Below are 15,560 nucleotides of genomic sequence, written 5' to 3'. Positions count from 1 at the left end.
GGCTGAAAAGGTGACCCACCTTCGGGCGGACGGCAATATCCATCATCCGAAAATCGCACCTGTTCTTTACGACTGATCTATTCCACAATTTTGGCCCGGCACCCGTTTGCCGGATCAAATCCCGTTTTACAAATAGGACACACTTATGAAGCTTCTTCGTTACGGGCCGGTCGGCCAGGAAAAACCCGGCGCCCTTGATGACTCCGGTCGGGTCAGGGATCTTTCCAATGTCATTTCCGATGTCTCGGGCGAGGCGCTTTCGCAGGACAGTCTGGCGCGCCTGAAAGCGCTTGACCTGTCGTCGCTGCCGGTTGTCGACGGCACGCCGCAATCCGACCTGCGCCTTGGGCCTTGTGTTGGCGGGGTGGGAAAGTTCATCTGCATCGGCCTGAACTATGCGGATCACGCCGAGGAATCCGGCCTGCCCGTGCCACCAGAGCCAGTGATTTTCAACAAATGGACATCGGCCATTGTCGGGCCTGATGATGACGTTCAGATCCCGCGCGGTTCGGTCAAGACCGACTGGGAGGTCGAGCTGGGCATCGTTATCGGCACCGGCGGTGTCTGCATCGACGAGGCCGACGCGATGAACCATATCGCCGGTTTCTGTGTGATCAACGACGTGTCAGAGCGCGAGTACCAGATCGAACGGTCCGGCACCTGGGACAAGGGCAAGGGCTGCGACACCTTCGGGCCGACCGGGCCATGGCTTGTCACGCCGGACGAGGTTGGCGATTACGACAATCTGCGGATGTGGCTGGATGTCGACGGGCACCGCTACCAGAACGGCACGACGGCAACCATGGTCTACAAGGTGCCGTTCCTTGTGTCCTATTGCAGCCGGTTCATGAGCCTGCAACCGGGCGACATCATCTCGACCGGAACGCCTCCGGGTGTGGGTCTTGGGCAAAAGCCGCCGAAGTTTCTGAAAGGCGGAGAAGTGATGCGCCTCGGGATCGACGGGCTTGGGGAACAGCGGCAGAACGTGCGCGCTTAAGAGCAGACCGGCAACCACTTCGGCGTCCCTCCACATGGATGGGGGCGCCGTTTGGCCGCCTGTCAGCCTTGGGTGCTCAGATCCCAGCCATCGGGATAGAAGTCATACTTCAGCGCGATTTCTGTCGCCACCCGCTCTTGCGTCCAGATGCTGTCGGGCGTCACCGGTATCGGGCCGATGCTGGCCACAAGCGACTCGCCGTCGCGTTTGCGCCTGGTCTTGAAGCCCTTTGCACGCAGCGCTTTTTCCAGCGCATCCCAATTGGCATCTGTTTCTTCCAGGAAGAACAGATAATCCACCACGGCGGTTTTCGGCAGGACCTCGCCGCGCCCGGCTTCGGCAAACGTCTCAAAGGTTTCGCGGCGTTGCGCGTCATAATTATGGGACATGTGGTCTCCGTGCAGGGTCAAACGTGAATGCCGCTGGGTATCACCACAGCATGTTTCGCGCCAGTTATTCTGTCGTTTCAATGACAGCGCAGGGGTCAAAACCCCCAGACAGCCTGCGCATCTGCGCCCCAGCCAAGGGTAAAGATGCTGCCGTCCTGAATAACGGGTCTGACCATAAGCGCCGGTTTCGACGCAAGCTGCGCATCCGCTTCGGCCTCTCGCAGCCAAACGGTCAGCCCGCGCCAGACAGGCGTGGTGCGGTCGATGATCCGGCTTCCGAATTCGGCGATAAGCAGGTCGCGTTCCGCATCGGACAGCGGGTCCATACGAATGTCGCGGAAAGTGACCTTGTGCCCCGCCGCCTCAAGCGCCTTTTGGGCGACTTTGCAAAGCGAACATGTGGGAAGGCCGTAAAGGATCATGGAAACTGTCCCGTGGTGAGCGTTTCGGCAGAGGTATAGTCTGCGCTATTGTGCGATCCTAACCCGCCCGCCGGCCTTAAGACAGGAAAAACGGCGAATTCCGCAAAGGTCTTGTCGGCCTCGCGCCGGACAAGGCGGTGTCGTTGAGACCACCGACGGTGCACTTCCGGCCCGAATTGATGCTGTCGGGGCGCGAAACGTGACCTTTTAGGGGGTGCCGGTTTCTGCGCTCGCCTTGGCTTGATGGCGTGTCACAAAAGCCCGCAGTGTTGCAGGATCGGGCGCGCGTCCGGTGAAGGTTTCGACATAGGTTGGAATGCGGTCGATGCGTTCGGCCAATGTTTCGGTGCTGCCGATCGCGATATAGCCGACCTGCGTCAGGTAAATCGTATTCGCGCGGATATCGGCCTGCTGCGCGTCATAGCCGTGACGGATGAACATATCCCTGATCGCGGCGATGCGTGTCAGATCTGTGTCCTTGAACACAGACTGAAGCGCGGGGTTCGTTCTGGCCCAGTTGCGCATCGCGAATTCAAGATGCGCGTCAAACAGGGCAGGGGTGATCCAGCAATCGAACAGGTTCAGAACCGCCTCGACAATGTCGTCGGCGGGGCGTTCGGTCTGACGGACAAGGTTGCCGGTATTCTTGTTTTGCCACATGTGGATCAGCGCATCCAAAAGCGCCTCGCGGTCGGTGAAATGGTAATAGAAACTGGTGCGTGACAGGCGCAGGGACTGGGCCAGGGGCATGATCTTGACCGCATCGACCCCGCCGGTAATCAGCGCCTGATAGGCGGCATCAAGCCATGTCGTTTCGGACCCGCGCCAGCCGTGCCCCAATGAAAGTGTCTGTGTCTTCATCAAAACATTTTACCACCCTTGTTTTGCGACGCCGCATAAAAATCGACACATATGTCGTTTTTTGCCGATCCAGATGTCGAATTTTCGAAAGTGGCCTTCGCCCCTTGTCGATACGTTCGGATCATCCGCCAATCTGGCGCGTCCTTGCAGGAATATCCCATGGTGTCGAACGATCCTCTTTTGCAGCCCTACACGCTAAAGCATCTGACCCTGAAAAACCGGATCATGACCACCAGTCATGAACCCGCCTACCCCGAGGCGGGCATGCCCAAGGACCGTTACCGCGCCTATCACGTCGAGCGGGCAAAGGCGGGGGTTGCGATGACGATGACGGCGGGTTCGGCGGCCGTGTCCAGGGACAGCCCGCCGGTGTTCAACAACGTGCTCGCCTATAAGGACGAGGTTGTCGGATGGATGAAAAAGCTGACCGATGAATGCCACGATCATGGCTGCGCGGTGATGATCCAGCTGACCCATCTGGGTCGACGCACCCATTGGAACAAGGGCGACTGGCTGCCCGCGCTGACCACCAGCCACCAGCGCGAACCCGCGCACCGTGCCTTTCCCAAAAAGATGGAAGACTGGGATATCGCGCGGATCATCACGGATTATGCCGATGCCGCCGAGCGGATGGCCGATGCGGGGCTCGATGGGATCGAGCTGGAATGTTACGGCCATTTGATGGACCAGTTCATGTCGCCCCTGACGAATGAGCTGGACGCCCCCTATGGTGGAAGCCTTGAGAACCGCGCGCGGTTCGCGCTGGAAGTTCTGGCCGCAATCAAGGCGCGATGCGGCGACCGGCTGCTGGTTGGCGTCCGCTATACGGCGGATGAAACGGCCAGTGGCGGCACCACAATTGACGAGGGCATTGCCATCGGCCATCTGTTCAAAGCTTCGGGCAACGTGGATTTCCTGAACGTCATTCGCGGGCAAATCCATACTGATCCGGCGATGACCGATGTGATCCCTGTTCAGGGGATGAAATCCGCGCCGCATCTGGATTTCGCAGGCCGGATCAAGGCCGAGGTGGGCTTGCCCACGTTCCATGCCTCGCGCATTCCTGATGTCGCGACCGCGCGTCATGCCGTGGCCTCGGGCAAGTTGGATATGGTCGGGATGACGCGGGCGCATATGGCCGATCCGCATGTGGTGAAAAAGATCATCGAGGGGCGCGAGGATGAGATCCGCCCCTGCGTCGGGGCCACCTATTGCCTTGACCGGATCTATCAGGCGGGGGACGCGCTGTGCATTCACAACGCGGCGACGGGGCGCGAACTGACGATGCCGCATGTGATCCCTGTGGCGACCGAGCGGAAAAAGGTGGTTATTGTCGGTGCCGGACCCGCAGGGCTGGAGGCCGCCCGCGTCGCAGCAGAGCGGGGCCATGCCGTGACCCTGTTCGAGGCGGCGGCAGAGGCTGGCGGGCAGATCCGTTTGACGGCCCGGAACCAGCGCCGCAAAGAGATGATCGGCATCATCGAGTGGCGCATGGCGCAATGCGCGGCGCGCGATGTAGAGTTCCGGTTCAACACATGGGCCGAAGCCGAAGACATCGCGGCAGAACACCCCGATGTGGTGATTATCGCAACCGGCGGCATGCCCCATACGGATGTTCTGGACGGTGGCAATGATCTGGTTGTGTCCAGCTGGGATCTGATCAGCGGCGATGTCAAACCCGGAACCCGCGTTCTGATCTATGACGACGCGGGCGACCATGCCGGACTGCAAGCAGCCGAAGTCGCGGCAATGGCGGGCGCGACGGTCGAGATCATGACCCCCGACCGCAGCTTTGCCCCCGATGTAATGGCGATGAACCTTGTTCCCTACATGCGGTCTTTGCAGGTTAAGGACGTGACGTTCACGGTCACCTACCGTCTGACCTCTGTCGCAAAAGACGGCAACCAGTTGAAGGCGACGATCGGAAGCGACTACATGCCTTTGGCCAAAACGCGGATCTATGACCAGATTGTCGTGAACCACGGCACCTTGCCACTGGACGACCTGTATTTCGCGCTGAAGCCGCTATCGTCGAACAAAGGCGAGGTGGACTATGACGCGCTGATCGCGGGGCGCGCGCAAACGCTGAACGGTGGTCCTGCCGGCTTTAAACTGTTCCGCATCGGCGACGCGGTGTCGGCGCGGAACACCCATGCCGCAATCTATGACGCGCTGCGTCTGATGAAAGACATCTGATGCAACCGGGTCATTTGCAGCCTTATCATGCGATGAAAACAGGCAAGGTCTGGATTCGCGCGAAAATCGCCGTTTTTGATGCTTCGGAAACGACGGTTAGGGATCATGTTCACGGATAGGCCTGCCATGGGCAGACCCAAGGTTTTCTAACAGTCGTTCCTCCTCTCAAGGACCCCAGCCGATGCTACGTGACTCTGACATCCTTTCGCAAATTATGTCGCGCGCGCCCAAAACCTCGCTGGCGCGCGATTTCTACACCTCGGCCGAGGTCTTTGATGCCGATATCAGGTTAATCTGGGCGCAGGACTGGATCTATGCGCTGCCATCGGTCGAAATCCCGAAGGCCGGCAACTATGTTACGCTGGAAATCGGCGACTATTCGGTGATCGTCGTGCGCGGGAATGACAATGTCATTCGTGCGTTCCACAATTCCTGCCGCCATCGCGGCAGCCGTATTTGCCAGACATCGAAGGGATCGAACCCGAAACTGGTCTGTCCCTACCACCAGTGGACATACGAGCTGGACGGTCGCCTACTGTGGGCGCGCGATATGGGCGCGGATTTTGATCCGTCGAAACACGGGCTGAAAACGGTGCATTGCCGCAATGCGTCGGGCATGGTGTTTCTTTGTCTGGCCGATGTTGCCCCCGCCTTTGACAAGATCGCCGATATGGCCGCGCGCTATATGGGGCCGCACCACCTTGAGGATACGAAGGTCGCCTATCAAAGCAGCATCATCGAACAGGGCAACTGGAAGCTGGTGCTGGAAAACAACCGCGAATGCTATCATTGTTCCGGCTCGCACCCGTCGCTGTGCCGCACATTCGACGACAATCCGAATATTGCGGGAAATGGCGATGGGATCGAAGACCCCGCCATTACCGCCCACCGCGACCGCTGCGAAGCGGCGGGGCTGCCGTCAGAGTTCCATATAGATCCGTCCGAACAATGGCGGTTCGTCCGCGTGCCGCTGCTTGGCACCGCAGAAAGCTATACGATGGATGGCAAGGTTGCCGTGCAAAAGCTGCTGCCGAATATGCCGATCAAGAACGCGGGCACGTTGCTGTTCTTCCATTACCCGAACACATGGAACCACTTTCTGTCGGACCATATCCTGACGTTCCGCGTGCTGCCGCTGAACGCCACCCAAACGCAGGTGACAACCACATGGCTGGTGCACAAGGACGCGGTGGAAGGGGTGGATTACGACCTTGACCGCCTGACAGAGGTCTGGATGCACACCAATGATGAAGACCGCATCGTGGTCGAGCAGAACCAGCTTGGCATCAACAGCCCCGCCTATACCCCCGGCCCCTATTCAGAGCTTCAGGAAAGCGGCGTCATCCAGTTCGTCGACTGGTATACGCGCACGGTGCAGGACCGTTTGACGGGCCGCAAGATGATGGCGGCGGAGTAATCCATGATCCCGATGCCCCGCGAAGATACACCCCTTTGGGATGACAGCGAAGTTCTGGAATGCGTCATGGTGGTGCCAGAGGCGCCTGACGTGAAAAGCTTTGTGTTTCGTCCGCCCTCGGGCGCGACATTCCTGTTTCGCGCGGGTCAATTCATAACGCTTGACCTGCCGTTGCCGGGCGGGGTGGTCAGCCGGACCTACACAATATCGTCCAGCCCGGCCAGCAACGCCTATCTGACCGTTACGGTAAAGGCGCAGGTTGACAGCATCGGCTCGCGTTGGATGATGGAAAATCTGGTGCCGGGGATGCGATTGCGCGCGCATGGCCCCGGCGGCGTGTTCCACCTGCCGCGCCAGCCCGACGGGAAATATCTGTTCATTTCGGCGGGGTCGGGCGTGACGCCGATGATGTCGATGGCGGCATTCCTGTTCGAGCGTGGCGAAGAACCCGACCTCAGCTTTGTCACCTGCGCCCGTCGCCCGTCGGAACTGATTTTCCGCAAGCGGCTGGAATATATGGCAGGGCGGATTCAGGGCGTAAAGCTGCATTTCGTCGTGGGGCAGGATGAGCCTTACGAGGTCTGGACAGGGTATCGCGGGCGGTTCAACCAGTTGATGCTGGGCCTGATGACGCCCGATTATCTGGACCGCGATGTCTATTGCTGCGGGCCTGACAGTTTTATGCAATCCGTGCGCGATATGCTGAACGGGCTTGGCTATGACATGTCGCGCTATCATCAGGAAACGTTCCACGCGCCTGTCGAGCGGGTCGAGGACATCGAGGAAATCGACGACGTTATTCCGCAGGACCGCGAAACGGCAGAGTTGGATTTCGTGCTCTCGGGCGTCACGAGCCTGTGTGCCGAGACCGATACGATCCTGACTGTCGCGAAGGCCGCCGGATTGAACATTCCGAACGGCTGCAACTTTGGCGTTTGCGGCACTTGCAAGGTCAGGAAACGCGCGGGGCAGGTGCATATGGTGCACAACGGCGGCATCAGCGAGGATGACATCGAGGCGGGCTATGTTCTGGCCTGTTGTTCGCATGCGATCGGGCGCGTCGAGATCGAGGTTTAACAGAGCCTGCGGCGGCTAGTAGCGCTCCATCCAGCGCAGCGTGTCTTCGGTTTTGGTGCCGGGGCGGTATTCGGCCCCCACATAACCCGTCCAGCCCAGATCGTCGATCACGCGCATGATCTCGGGGTAATTGACCTCGCCATGGTCGGGCGCACCCCTGTCGGGCACGGCGGCAATCTGGATGTGGCCGATCAGGCTGATATACCGCGTCAGGCGGCGGGTCAGATCGCCCTGCATGATCTGGGTATGATAACAGTCGAACATCAGCTTCAGGTTGGGCAGACCCAGCGCATCAATGATCTCTGCGCCGTGCTCGATGGTCGAGATATGATACCCCGGCGCGTCGATCTGGTTGATCGGCTCGATCAGGATGGTCAGGTCATGCGGCGCGGCCTGTTGGCAGGCATAGGTCAGGTTGGCGCGGAACGTGGCCTCTGCCTGCGCGCCACCACCCGACTTGCCCGCCATCACGTGAACGGCACCTGCGCCAACGGCGGCAGCATAGGTCACTGCCTGATCTATAAGCGCGCGCGCCTCTGTCTCTCTGCCTGCAATCGCGGCTAGACCGAAGTCGCCTGCGGCAAGGTTGCCCCGCTCTGTGTTCAGTCCCAGCATCGGCAGGCCGGTTTGCGCCATCGCAGCCCGGACATCATCCACCGGAACATCATAGGGAAAGTGGCATTCAACCGCGTCGAAACCCGCAGCGGCGGCGGCACGTATCGCATCGGGCAGGGTGTATTCGGTGAACAGGAACCCAAGGTTGGCAGAGAGTTTTGGCATCAGTCGTCCCATTCGATATCAAAGGTGCGCACCAGATCCTGCACCTGTGCGGCATCCAGCATGCGCGGGTTCGCGCCGCGCAACAGCATCGCCAGCTTTGCGGTCTCTTCCAGCTCTTCCATCGCGTATACGGCGGCCTCCAGATCCTTGCCCGCCACGACAGGCCCGTGGTTGGCCAGAACAACAGCGCTTCGTTTGCCCGCCAACCCACGCACCGCATCGCCCATCGCGGGGTCGCCGGGACGGAAATAGGGCAGCAACAGCACCTTGCCCAGCCGCATGACCGAATAGGGCGTCAGGGGCGGCAGCATGTTGTCGGGGTCGGTTTCGGGGAGCATCGACAGCGCGACGGAATGGCAGGAATGCAGATGCACAACCGCCCCCGTCACGCTGCGCGTCTCGTAAAAGGCGCTGTGCAGGGGCATTTCCTTGGTCGGCTGGTCGCCCGACACCAGACGCCCCGCTGCGTCGAACCGAGACAGCCGCGCCGGGTCAAGCGCACCAAAGCTGGACCCCGTCGGCGTCACCAAAAGGCCGCCGTCCCCGGTCCTGACCGAGATGTTGCCCGATGCGCCGCCGGTCAGGCCACGGTCGAATATCGACTTGGCCATGGCGCAGATCTGTTCACGTAGCCGGGTCTCTGTCATGTGCCCTCTGCCAGCCGTGCTGCGGCCTTTACAAAGAAATCCTCTGACCCGAAATTACCGGATTTAAGCGCGATCACCAGCCCCTCACGGGCGCGCATGGCCGGAACGCCGGGTGCAATTTCCGGCCCGATTTGCAGGTCCGACAGGTCCAGCCCCTCGACCACGGCGCCGGATGTCTCGCCGCCTGCCGAAATCAGCCGCCGCACGCCGCCCGCCACCAGAAGGCGTGCAAGCTCTGCAAACAAGCTCTCCAGCTTTGCTGCCGTAGCGTCGCGGCCAAACCGTTTCTGCGTCGCCGCCACGCTGGCCGGATCCGCCGAGGAATAGGCCAAGGGCAGCCCGGTTTGCGCCAGACACCATTCGGCCACATCCGCTGCGGTCAGTTTTTCGGTCATCACCGCCTCTGCGTCAATTTCAAAGGTCGGATGCAGCGCCTTGTGAAACGCCACCTGTTTCTGCGTCATCACCGAGCAAGAGCCGCAGACCGCGACAACAGGGCCGGTTTCGCCGTGCCACGTGGAACTATCGTCCGCGATCAGCCCTTTGGCGCGGAAATTGGCGGGCAGGCCCATGGCGATACCGGACCCGCCCGTGATCAACGGCAAGTCCGCCGCCGCCGCGCCGATCACCATCAGGTCATTGTCCGACAGCGCGTCCACGACGATCAGGTTGCGGCCTGCTTCTGCCTCGGATGCAAGGCGTGCCTTGATCGCATCGACGCCCTTGTGCACGTCGGTGTAGGAAACATGCCCCACGGCTCCTTTGGACTGTCGCGCCAGAACGCGCCGGATATCGGGGTCCTTCATCGGGGTCAGGGGGTGGTTTTCCATCCCGGATTCGTTCAGCAAATGGTCGCCGACGAAAAGATGACCATGCACCAATGTGCGCCCCGCTGCCGGAAACGCCGGACAGACGATGACCTGACGTGCCTCAAGCGCTGCGGCAAGCGCCTCTGCCACGGGGCCGATGTTGCCGTCGTCGGTGCTGTCGAAGGTTGAGCAATATTTGAACAGGAACTGTGTGCAGCCCTGCGCCTTCAGCCAGTCAAGCGCGTCGAGGGACAGGCGGATCGCCTCGGATACCGGAAGCGAACGGGACTTCAGCGCGACAACGCCCGCCTCGACTGATGGATCGGCGGGCCGGTCCGGCACCCCGACGTATTGCGTGGCGCGCATGCCCTGCTTGGCCAGTGTATTGGCCAGATCGCTGGAGCCGGTAAAGTCGTCGCCGATACAGCCCAGCCGCATTACTTTGCCTCCGGCAGCGTCAATCCGGCATTGCGGGCGTAAACCTTGGCCACGGCGGCATCGTCCTCTTTGCCCAATCCCGACCCTGACGCTGCCATGAATTGCTGCAAGGCTGCGGCGGTCAGCGGCGCGCTGAACCTGGCCTCGCGGGCGATGTCCAGAACAATGCCCAGATCCTTGGGCCAGATATCGACCGAGGAATGCGGCGTGTAATCGCCATCGACAATATGGGGCGCGCGGTTTTCGAACATCCAGCTGGTGCCGGCGCATTTCGAGATGACCTCGACTGTTTGTGCGGGATCGACCCCTTGGGTCATGCCGAATGTCACGGCCTCTGCCATTGCGGCGATATGAACACCGGCCAACAGCTGATTGACGGCCTTCATCGCGCTGCCTGCACCCGCAGCGTCACCAAGACGGAACACTGTTTCGGCCATGCCGTCCAGTGCCCCTTGCGCACCGCTGAATGCCTCGGGCGCTCCCGAGGCCATCACGGATAGCTTGCCTGCGGCGGCTTTTCCCGCGCCGCCGGAAATCGGCGCGTCGAGATAGTGGATGCCAAGTGCCGCGCATTTCGCAGCCATGGTGCGGGCGAAAGACGGGGCGACGGTGGCGCAGGCGATCACGGTTGCGCCCTGCCGCAGAGCAGGCACCCAGCCGGCGTCCCCGAATAGAACCGTCTCTGTCTGGGCCGAATTCAGGACCACGACAACAAGGGTGTCGATCTTTTGCGCAACCTCGCTCAGGGTGCCCGATACGCCGCCCTCTGCCTGAAACCGGCGCATCGCGTCCTCGTTGACGTCAAAGCCGTAAACCGTATTGCCTGCCCGCAGCAACGAGGCGGCTATGCCGTAGCCCATGGACCCAAGGCCGATCACCGCTAATGTCTGGCTGTTGCTCATTCCGAAGTCTCCCATCAGTCGCGGGGCATAAAGACCCTTTGGGAACTAAATGGCATACCAGATCGAGGTCGTGAAGCTAAATGCGTGAAAAAGCGGGATTGCGCCCTTGGGCCGGATCACGACTTGCCCGATTTCAAAGCAGCACTCAGGCCGAAAATGAATGCCTCGACCAGGGGTGGCATGCCCTCTGGCGGGGTGGGTTGCGACCGGGTGGCGTCGCAGTCGCACGCGCTGTGCGGATGATCCGGGGCGGCGTGCGATATGGCGGTTCCAAGCAGGATCGCCGCAAGGCCAAGATAGATCAGCCCCAGAATAAAGGCAGCGACCAGCGCGCCATGAGCGGCCACCAGAAAAATCCAGGCGGCAATGGTCAGAAAGACTGCGCCGACAATGAAGGCGATACCGGCACCAAGTGACAGCGCGGTTCTGCGCGCTGTCCGGACGGCTGTTCGTCGCAGGGACGGAAACATCGGCACCGTCCTAACGGCGCGAAATGACAAGACCGGCCAGAAAGCCGATGCCCGCCGCGATGCCAAGCGCCACCCCGGGTTTTTGCACAACAAAGTCTTCGGCCTGATTGCCAAGGTCGGCCACTTTGGACCGAAGATGCTCATACTCGGCCTCGCCAGATGCGCGGGCGCTCTCGGCCAGATGGGCGCTTTGGGTGCGCCCATAGTCGCCAAGGCTTTGCGTCAACGCCGCGATATCGGCCTTCAACGCGTCGACCTGCGCAGCAAGATCCTCGGTGGTTGTTCCGGTGAATTTGTCTTTTGTCGCCGTGGCCATTTTATGCCTCCTTTTAAGATACTCGGATTACAGTTCAACATCCGTGGGCGTTAATTGTTCCGTCGCAAAGGGCAAATTCCTGAACTTTAAATGTGGAACCAATCGCCGTAATTCCGTGTTGATCCGGCAGAAGCGCAAATGAGCGCAAGTGAAACTGAAGGAAGAAACAATGCTGTATTGGGCCTTAGTATTCTTTGTTGTCGCGATTATCGCCGGTGTTTTTGGGTTTGGCGGTATCGCCAGCGCCTCTGCCGGTGTTGCGCAAATTCTGTTTGTGATTTTCCTGGTCTTGTTCGCCATCGCCATGATTGCGCGGGCGTTCAAGGGGCGCACACCGTAATTTCCGTGCCACTGATTCGTGATGAAAAATGGCGCCCTGCAAGATGCGGGCGCCATTTTTTTGCAGATCTGCGGTTGCGATCAGGAGAACAGGGGTTCGGTCGACGAAAAGAACATTGCCTGTGACGCCGCAATTCTTACCTGCTCTTCCGTGTATGGCTTTGTGATCAGGAAGGCGGGTTCCGGTTTTTCCCCGGTCAGCAGCCGTTCGGGAAAGGCGGTGATGAATATCACCGGCAGGTCGCCGAGGGCCCCTAGCAGGTCGTTGACCGCATCAATCCCAGACGAATTGTCAGCCAACTGGATATCGGCAAGGATCAGGTCGGGGCGCTCTGATTTTCCCAGTTTCACCGCCTCTGTCCGGGTGCGGGCAACGCCGGTCACCGCATGACCCATGTCCGAGACAATGCTTTCAAGGTCCATCGAGATGATCGCCTCGTCTTCGATAATCATCACTTTTCCGAGGATGCTATTGGCAAGCTCTTGCTGCGCAATTCTGACCAGATCTTCGGCCTCGTCCTGAGGGACATTCATGATTTCGGCGATCTCGGAATAACGGAATTCTTCGATCGTGTGCAAAAGCAGGGCCTCACGGGTGTTTCTGGTCAGTTTGCTCAGGTGCATCTGGGCCTTGGCCGCAATTTTGGTTTCTGCGCCCGCGATCGGGGCGCCAGAGCTGTTCCAGATTGCGTGAAAGGCCGAGAAAAGCGCAATTCGGGCTGATTTCGTGCGATCCATGACACTGGAATCTTCGATGATCGCTTCCAGCGTCGCGATTGCATAGGCGTCACCTGAGTCTTGATTTCCGGTCAGGGCGCGGGCGTAACGGCGAAGAAACGGCAATTCCTGCGCCACGGATGCGACGAAACCCTCGGTCGTAGAGGCGTTGGGCATGATTATTTTTACCTTTTTCACTTTATCTTGGAACCAAACGCACGACTATCACGTTGAGTTCCGAATTATATTCGGACACCTGAAAAATAAATCGCGCAGAAAGCACCATGGCCCAGAAAAAACCGAACCAGAATGTTCAGCGTCAAATCGACGAAAACCTTCGCAAAGTGTATCAGGAAAAAGTCGAAGAGGCATTGCCGGATCGGTTTCAAAAGCTGTTGCAGCAGCTAAAGGAGCAGGAAAAGGCAAAAGAGGGCGAAAAATGAACGCCCCTGACCCGAGAGACGCGATCATAGAGCATTTACCGGCTCTGCGTGCTTTCGCGATGAGTTTGACCCGCAATGGTTCAGCGGCGGACGATCTGGTACAGGATACGGTCGTAAAGGCCTGGAGCAAATTCGCGATGTTCAAGGAAGGGACCAACCTGCGCGCCTGGTTGTTCACGATTCTTCGCAATACATTCTATTCCAGCCGCCGGAAGGTCAGCCGCGAGGTTGCCGATGTCGACGGGATATTCGCAGGACGGCTGGCATCCAAGCCGGACCACGACGGACGGCTGGCATTGCAGGATTTCCAGAAGGCATTCATCACGCTTCCCGATGAGCAGCGCGAGGCGTTGATCCTTGTCGGGGCATCCGGCTTTTCCTACGAGGAAGCGGCGGGGATGTGTGGTTGTGCTGTCGGCACCATCAAAAGCCGGGTGAACCGCGCCAGGCTTCGCCTTATCGACATTCTGCAACTGGACGGCGCGGACGAGCTTGAAATGACCGATCAGGCGACAAAAGCTGTGATGGCCGGCAACACTGCCTCTGTGCGGTGATGGGCGTTATGAATTTGGGGCTGCGCGTGTATCAAGGTCTTGCGTTCAGGGTGGGCGTGATGCTGTCCGTGGCTTTGTTGCCGGTGGGTCTTATTGCGCTTTACCAAACCAGCAACGTTGTCCGCCAATCCGAAGAACTGCGCTATTCCGCGTTGCTTGGCAGAACTTTGGTCGCGGTAGAGCCGCAGCGCGATGTAATGCACGGCGGCTTTGCCTCGGCGCGTGTGTTGGGGTCTGCGCTTTTGCCTTTGTTGGACGATTCCGAGGCCTGTGTTGATCTACTGAGGCAATTTGTGCGAACGACACCGGATTACATTCTGGCCACCTTTGTTCCCAAGAACGGGATTTCGACGTGCAATTCTGCAAACCGGATTACGGATCTGCGAGAAAGCCCGGTTTACAAAAGCTTTCAAGACCAGCCCAAGCCGCGTGTTTCGGCGTTGAACAGGGGGGCGATCAGTGGTCAATCCGTGGTCGTCATCGCCCAGCCCGTCTATGTCGATGATACCTATATCGGGTTTGTTTCGCTCTCTGCTCCCAAAGTGAATTTCTATCTTGAGCGGCTCAAGGATGACGACACCCAGCCGGTTGACCTTGTCACCTTCAACGCCGAAGGGCAGGTTTTGCTGTCGGCATTGGGCATGGAGAATGTAGAGGCCACGTTGCCCATGGGGCGCGATCTTAAGGCGCTGGCAAACGGCAGCTCGACCATTTTCCTGTCTGAGGACCACGGAAAAAACGCTCGGGTCTATTCCGTCGTCGCGATTATTCCGGGTGTCGTCTATACTTTTGCAACCTGGGATGCGGGGCAAGGCACAAAGTTTGAAACCCGCTTTGGCCACACCGCAATTCTGTTTCCCGTTGTGATGTGGGTTATCAGTCTGCTGGTCGCCTATGTCGCGGTGCACCGTCTGGTCATCCGCCATGTCAAAGACCTGCGCTGGAAGATGCAGCAATTTGCAAGCGGCAGCCGGGGCTTTTCACCGGGCAGCACCAGCCCCGCGCCGCTGGAACTGCGCCAGATGGAGGAAACGTTCAACGCGATGGCGCAGACAATCGCGCAGGACGAGGCCGATCTGGAAGACAGCATCCGTGAGAAGAACGTCCTGTTGAAAGAGGTTCACCACAGAGTCAAAAACAATCTGCAATTGATTGCGTCGATCATAAACATGGAGATGCGCAAGGCCAAGGCCCCCGAGGCCCGTGACACGCTTCGGCGGGTGCAAGACCGCGTGATGGGGTTGGCGACCGTGCACAGCAATCTCTATCATACGTCCAGTCTGGCCAGCGTGCGTGCAGACAAGCTTTTGAACGATATCATCAAGCATACGATGGTGTCGGCGCTTCCGTCCGGCAGTGGCGTGAAGGTCAGTGTCGAGATAGACAAGGTTATTCTTGTGCCCGATCAGGCGGTCCCTGTGTCGCTGCTGACAACAGAAGCCGCGACGAATGCGGTGAAATATATCGGACGACCGACAGATGGCAGCGCCCCCTGGATCAAATTCCGCCTTCGCGACATGAAGGACAATACCTTTGTGCTTTCGGTGGAAAATTCGAAAGGAACCCGTCTGGACGACCGGGGAATTGACGCGATCAGCACCGGGTTGGGAAACCAACTGATAAAGGCCTTCGCGACACAGCTTTCATCGCAAGTCGAGATCGAGGACAGCGCCGACCGGTATTCCCTTAAACTTGCAGTCAAGGTCACCGACTTTGTGCCGGAGCCTGTCAAAACCTGATCCCGCACCGCCCTGCGGCATCCGCTGGCCGCGCAGTCGACACGGCC

The 15,560-nt window shown here is 59.4% G+C and carries 18 protein-coding genes; 8 read left to right on the top strand and 10 right to left on the bottom strand.

Features of this window, described 5'->3' with window-relative positions; all coding sequences use genetic code 11:
• The first annotated feature begins 145 nt into the window (after nucleotides 1-145).
• Complete coding sequence (locus tag ACEN2R_RS06995) at nucleotides 146-997, top strand: fumarylacetoacetate hydrolase family protein (RefSeq protein WP_442040612.1); 852 nt, start codon at nucleotides 146-148, stop codon at nucleotides 995-997.
• A gap of 62 nt (nucleotides 998-1,059) precedes the next feature.
• On the opposite strand, the gene ACEN2R_RS06990 is transcribed toward ACEN2R_RS06995, so the two are convergent.
• The 3 genes from ACEN2R_RS06990 to ACEN2R_RS06980 form a co-directional block, all read right to left on the bottom strand.
• Complete coding sequence (locus tag ACEN2R_RS06990; RefSeq protein ID WP_442040610.1) at nucleotides 1,060-1,386, bottom strand: ribonuclease E inhibitor RraB; 327 nt, start codon at nucleotides 1,384-1,386, stop codon at nucleotides 1,060-1,062.
• A gap of 95 nt (nucleotides 1,387-1,481) precedes the next feature.
• A complete protein-coding gene (locus ACEN2R_RS06985) occupies nucleotides 1,482-1,808 on the bottom strand; it encodes an arsenate reductase family protein (RefSeq protein ID WP_442040608.1) in 327 nt (108 codons plus the stop codon).
• Nucleotides 1,809-2,015: 207 nt separating this feature from the next.
• Nucleotides 2,016-2,669 carry a TetR/AcrR family transcriptional regulator gene (locus ACEN2R_RS06980; protein WP_442040606.1) on the bottom strand — a complete coding sequence of 218 codons (654 nt, stop codon included), beginning with the start codon at nucleotides 2,667-2,669 and terminating at the stop codon, nucleotides 2,016-2,018.
• A gap of 162 nt (nucleotides 2,670-2,831) precedes the next feature.
• Between ACEN2R_RS06980 and ACEN2R_RS06975 the strand changes: the two genes are divergently transcribed.
• The 3 genes from ACEN2R_RS06975 to ACEN2R_RS06965 all read left to right on the top strand — a co-directional run bounded on the left by ACEN2R_RS06975 (nucleotide 2,832) and on the right by ACEN2R_RS06965 (nucleotide 7,359).
• Entirely contained in the window at nucleotides 2,832-4,865 is a 2,034-nt protein-coding gene (locus ACEN2R_RS06975) for an oxidoreductase (protein ID WP_442040853.1), read from the top strand.
• A 181-nt stretch (nucleotides 4,866-5,046) separates the two neighbouring features.
• Nucleotides 5,047-6,282 (top strand): aromatic ring-hydroxylating oxygenase subunit alpha, encoded by a 1,236-nt coding sequence (locus ACEN2R_RS06970; RefSeq protein ID WP_442040604.1) that lies wholly within the window; start codon nucleotides 5,047-5,049, stop codon nucleotides 6,280-6,282.
• Between the two features lie 3 nt (nucleotides 6,283-6,285).
• Nucleotides 6,286-7,359: a 2Fe-2S iron-sulfur cluster-binding protein gene (locus ACEN2R_RS06965; RefSeq protein WP_442040602.1), complete on the top strand. Its 1,074-nt coding sequence runs from the start codon at nucleotides 6,286-6,288 to the stop codon at nucleotides 7,357-7,359.
• Between the two features lie 15 nt (nucleotides 7,360-7,374).
• Here ACEN2R_RS06965 and ACEN2R_RS06960 read toward each other — a convergent pair whose 3' ends face one another.
• The 6 genes from ACEN2R_RS06960 to ACEN2R_RS06935 form a co-directional block, all read right to left on the bottom strand.
• Complete coding sequence (locus ACEN2R_RS06960) at nucleotides 7,375-8,139, bottom strand: hydroxypyruvate isomerase family protein (RefSeq protein ID WP_442040600.1); 765 nt, start codon at nucleotides 8,137-8,139, stop codon at nucleotides 7,375-7,377.
• Nucleotides 8,139-8,786 (bottom strand): 3-oxo-tetronate 4-phosphate decarboxylase, encoded by a 648-nt coding sequence (otnC, locus tag ACEN2R_RS06955; protein ID WP_442040598.1) that lies wholly within the window; start codon nucleotides 8,784-8,786, stop codon nucleotides 8,139-8,141. Before otnC ends, ACEN2R_RS06960 begins: the two co-directional genes overlap by 1 nt.
• On the bottom strand, nucleotides 8,783-10,033 hold the full coding sequence (gene otnK / locus ACEN2R_RS06950) for a 3-oxo-tetronate kinase (RefSeq protein WP_442040596.1): 1,251 nt from the start codon (nucleotides 10,031-10,033) through the stop codon (nucleotides 8,783-8,785). The genes otnC and otnK overlap by 4 nt, the downstream gene beginning before the upstream one ends.
• Complete coding sequence (gene ltnD, locus ACEN2R_RS06945) at nucleotides 10,033-10,935, bottom strand: L-threonate dehydrogenase (protein ID WP_442040594.1); 903 nt, start codon at nucleotides 10,933-10,935, stop codon at nucleotides 10,033-10,035. The genes otnK and ltnD overlap by 1 nt, the downstream gene beginning before the upstream one ends.
• A 116-nt stretch (nucleotides 10,936-11,051) precedes the next feature.
• Nucleotides 11,052-11,405 (bottom strand): hypothetical protein, encoded by a 354-nt coding sequence (locus ACEN2R_RS06940; protein ID WP_442040592.1) that lies wholly within the window; start codon nucleotides 11,403-11,405, stop codon nucleotides 11,052-11,054.
• Between the two features lie 10 nt (nucleotides 11,406-11,415).
• On the bottom strand, nucleotides 11,416-11,721 hold the full coding sequence (locus tag ACEN2R_RS06935; protein ID WP_442040590.1) for a DUF883 family protein: 306 nt from the start codon (nucleotides 11,719-11,721) through the stop codon (nucleotides 11,416-11,418).
• A 169-nt stretch (nucleotides 11,722-11,890) separates the two neighbouring features.
• Between ACEN2R_RS06935 and ACEN2R_RS06930 the strand changes: the two genes are divergently transcribed.
• The gene (locus tag ACEN2R_RS06930) at nucleotides 11,891-12,061 is read left to right on the top strand and encodes a DUF1328 domain-containing protein (protein ID WP_442040588.1); all 171 of its coding nucleotides are present in this window, start codon (nucleotides 11,891-11,893) and stop codon (nucleotides 12,059-12,061) included.
• Nucleotides 12,062-12,141: 80 nt separating this feature from the next.
• On the opposite strand, the gene ACEN2R_RS06925 is transcribed toward ACEN2R_RS06930, so the two are convergent.
• The gene (locus ACEN2R_RS06925) at nucleotides 12,142-12,954 is read right to left on the bottom strand and encodes a response regulator (protein WP_442040586.1); all 813 of its coding nucleotides are present in this window, start codon (nucleotides 12,952-12,954) and stop codon (nucleotides 12,142-12,144) included.
• A 107-nt stretch (nucleotides 12,955-13,061) separates the two neighbouring features.
• On the opposite strand from ACEN2R_RS06925, the gene ACEN2R_RS06920 reads away from it, so the two are divergent.
• Genes ACEN2R_RS06920 through ACEN2R_RS06910 form a run of 3 tightly spaced genes read left to right on the top strand, consistent with a single transcriptional unit; the run spans nucleotide 13,062 to nucleotide 15,513 of the window.
• On the top strand, nucleotides 13,062-13,220 hold the full coding sequence (locus tag ACEN2R_RS06920) for a NepR family anti-sigma factor (protein WP_442040584.1): 159 nt from the start codon (nucleotides 13,062-13,064) through the stop codon (nucleotides 13,218-13,220).
• On the top strand, nucleotides 13,217-13,774 hold the full coding sequence (locus tag ACEN2R_RS06915; protein ID WP_442040582.1) for an RNA polymerase sigma factor: 558 nt from the start codon (nucleotides 13,217-13,219) through the stop codon (nucleotides 13,772-13,774). The genes ACEN2R_RS06920 and ACEN2R_RS06915 overlap by 4 nt, the downstream gene beginning before the upstream one ends.
• Before the next feature lie 26 nt (nucleotides 13,775-13,800).
• Nucleotides 13,801-15,513, top strand: a complete 1,713-nt coding sequence (locus ACEN2R_RS06910; RefSeq protein WP_442040580.1) for a sensor histidine kinase — start codon at nucleotides 13,801-13,803, stop codon at nucleotides 15,511-15,513.
• Nucleotides 15,514-15,560 lie beyond the last annotated feature (47 nt).

It is taken from the genome of Pseudogemmobacter sp. W21_MBD1_M6 (assembly GCF_052119585.1).
Taxonomy (GTDB): Bacteria; Pseudomonadota; Alphaproteobacteria; order Rhodobacterales; family Rhodobacteraceae; genus JBGQOJ01.
Note: the sequence above shows the minus strand (reverse complement) of the source record. Positions and strands in the feature narration are given on the sequence as shown.